Annotated in this window: 4 protein-coding genes and 1 pseudogene; 2 read left to right on the forward strand and 3 right to left on the reverse strand. The window is 69.8% G+C overall.

Annotated features, from left to right (window positions below):
* Positions 1-239 (reverse strand): annotated as a pseudogene (locus tag SSPN_RS45900) (hypothetical protein); the annotation flags it as partial.
* A 322-nt stretch (positions 240-561) separates the two neighbouring features.
* Between SSPN_RS45900 and SSPN_RS0126480 the strand changes: the two are divergent.
* Positions 562-912: a substrate-binding domain-containing protein gene (locus tag SSPN_RS0126480; RefSeq protein ID WP_010310977.1), complete on the forward strand. Its 351-nt coding sequence runs from the start codon at positions 562-564 to the stop codon at positions 910-912.
* Here SSPN_RS0126480 and SSPN_RS0126485 read toward each other — a convergent pair.
* Together SSPN_RS0126485 and SSPN_RS62240 are read right to left on the reverse strand one after the other, a co-directional pair.
* Positions 902-1,099 carry a hypothetical protein gene (locus SSPN_RS0126485; RefSeq protein WP_010310980.1) on the reverse strand — a complete coding sequence of 66 codons (198 nt, stop codon included), beginning with the start codon at positions 1,097-1,099 and terminating at the stop codon, positions 902-904. The two genes, SSPN_RS0126480 and SSPN_RS0126485, sit on opposite strands and share 11 nt — an antisense overlap.
* Before the next feature lie 319 nt (positions 1,100-1,418).
* Positions 1,419-1,742, reverse strand: coding sequence for a WYL domain-containing protein (locus tag SSPN_RS62240; protein WP_337466358.1), 324 nt, complete (start codon positions 1,740-1,742; stop codon positions 1,419-1,421).
* A gap of 47 nt (positions 1,743-1,789) precedes the next feature.
* Here SSPN_RS62240 and SSPN_RS60360 point away from each other — a divergent pair, with 47 nt between their 5' ends.
* Positions 1,790-1,930 (forward strand): hypothetical protein, encoded by a 141-nt coding sequence (locus SSPN_RS60360; RefSeq protein WP_170121617.1) that lies wholly within the window; start codon positions 1,790-1,792, stop codon positions 1,928-1,930.
* Positions 1,931-2,093: the final 163 nt, after the last annotated feature.

Consider the following 2,093-nt stretch of genomic DNA (forward strand, 5'->3'; position numbering starts at 1 on the left):
GCCGAACCCTGACCCGGCGTCACCACCACACCCACACCCGGATCCCCGGGGGACACCAGCAGCACAGGACCCGTGGAATCCGCGACACCGCCCCGCACGAACTCCGCCAACCCACCACCAGCAACCACCTCCGCCGGCACCGGCACCCGCACCGTGTCCGCAGGCAAGCCCACCGGCAACACCACCACCGGATCCCGATCCACAGACGACGCCGCCCGCGACCCCTCCCCCGAGGGCATCGCCGAATCCGGCGACACCGCAGCCCCATCACGGCGATGCGAATCCCCACGCCCCCCGACCGAGTCCGCACCGGGATCCCCATCACGGCCGGTCACCCCACTCGGCGACACCGGATGCCCCGCAGGCACACCACGGTCGGAGTCCACAACAGGCCCAGACCCGACAGCCTCCGGCCGCCCGGCATCCGCAGACACACCACCACCAGGCTCGGAGCCGACCGCTGGGCCCGCAAGTCGTTTCTGGTAAAACGTAATCATGCCAGGGGCGCCGCAGTAGCCGTCGTCTGCCATCACCGGACGACGACCGGCCAGTTTCCCGGTGATGCCGGAGACCGCTCGCGAAGAGGCGGGGCGCGCTACCGCGTCTTCACTCTTGGACGAGCCCCCGGAGGTCAACGCGATCTACGCGACCGTCAATGCCTTCGCCGTGGACGTGGTGCCGGCGCTGACCGACCGAGGGCTGCGCGTCCCGGCGGATGTCATGGTGACGACCCGCTACGACGGTCTGCGCGCCCGCACCTGCACACCCGCGCTGACGGCCATCGACCTGCACCTCGACCAGTGCCGTCGCACTCCTGCCGGCCAATCTCAAGCAGGAGACCACTCCGCAGGTGATCACCAACCCGAAGCCCGTCCTAGCCGTTCGCCGTTCGGCGACGCGCTCACCCGGTGAACAGCAGCACGACGCCGAAGGCGATCGCGAACAGCAGCACCATTAGCCGCATCAGCGAACCGTCGAGGCGGTGGTGCACGAACCGGCTCAGCACCGCGCCGAGCGCCAGCGCGGGTAGCAAGAGCACCACATGCCACAGCTGGTCCAGCGCCACCAGCGCGACACCTTCCCGCACTGTCAAGACCACCCGCCGCGACTCACCACGGCGAGACGGATTCGGGCTGCTCAGGACCCGCGAGTACTTTTCGTTGCTATGAGCCCATTTTGGGACTCGTTCTGCCTGAAGGCTCCGCAGACAGCCCCAGCGGGAGCGACCTGGTTCCGCCTCGCCAATCGAGGTGAAGTGAACGGACCGTTCACCTCGTCTATCGAGGCGAATGGTCCGTTCACTTCACCTCGACGAGCCATGTCATCGGCGGCGCCCGCTGCACGACGACCTCCGCGGGCGCATGCACCCACACCCGCGCGCGATATGCCCACAACACCGCGTGACGTCCCGCGCGACGTTACGCGGCGAAGCCGCCTTCCGGCAGGCTCGCGGCGTGAAGCGCGGCCCCCGTCGGAATGCGCGACGACAGGCGATCGACGCGGAAGCTCCGCCAGTCGTCGCGGTCGCAGTGCCAGCCGACCAGGTGCCAACGACGCCCGGTACCAACGATGCCCGGTGCTGACGAGCCGATTCGGCTCGACGGTGCGCACGCTCGCGGCGTCGTCGCGCGCGGTAGCCGAACCGCAGGCGCCCTGTCCCGGCACGCCCGCGCGGTCGTCGTCAGCACATCGGCTTCGACGGCAGGCCCTCCCCTGGGCACCGGCACCGTGTACGTCTGCACGCGCGTTGACCCGCTGCCGCAGCCTCTCCGGCAGCACCTGCTCCAGCTTGGCCAGCGCCCGAACCGAGGTCTCCTCGATCCCGGACACCGTGCCGCTCGCGGCCGTGCGCAACCCGATCGCGACCGCGACGGCCTCGTCGTCGTCCAGCAGCAGCGGCGGCAGCGCCGCACCCTCGCCGAGCCGGTAACCACCCGCCACACCTGGAGTCGCGTGCACGGGCAACCGAGGCTGCGCAAGCAATCGCCGTCCGCGCGGACCATCCGCGTGCTCACCCCTAGACGAGTAAGTCTGAATACGGTCAGTGATCGTAGGCGGGGGGTGAGCGAGTGACTGGCTGGCCGGTGCGGAAG

Source organism: Saccharopolyspora spinosa NRRL 18395 (assembly GCF_000194155.1).
Lineage (GTDB): Bacteria > Actinomycetota > Actinomycetes > Mycobacteriales > Pseudonocardiaceae > Saccharopolyspora > Saccharopolyspora spinosa.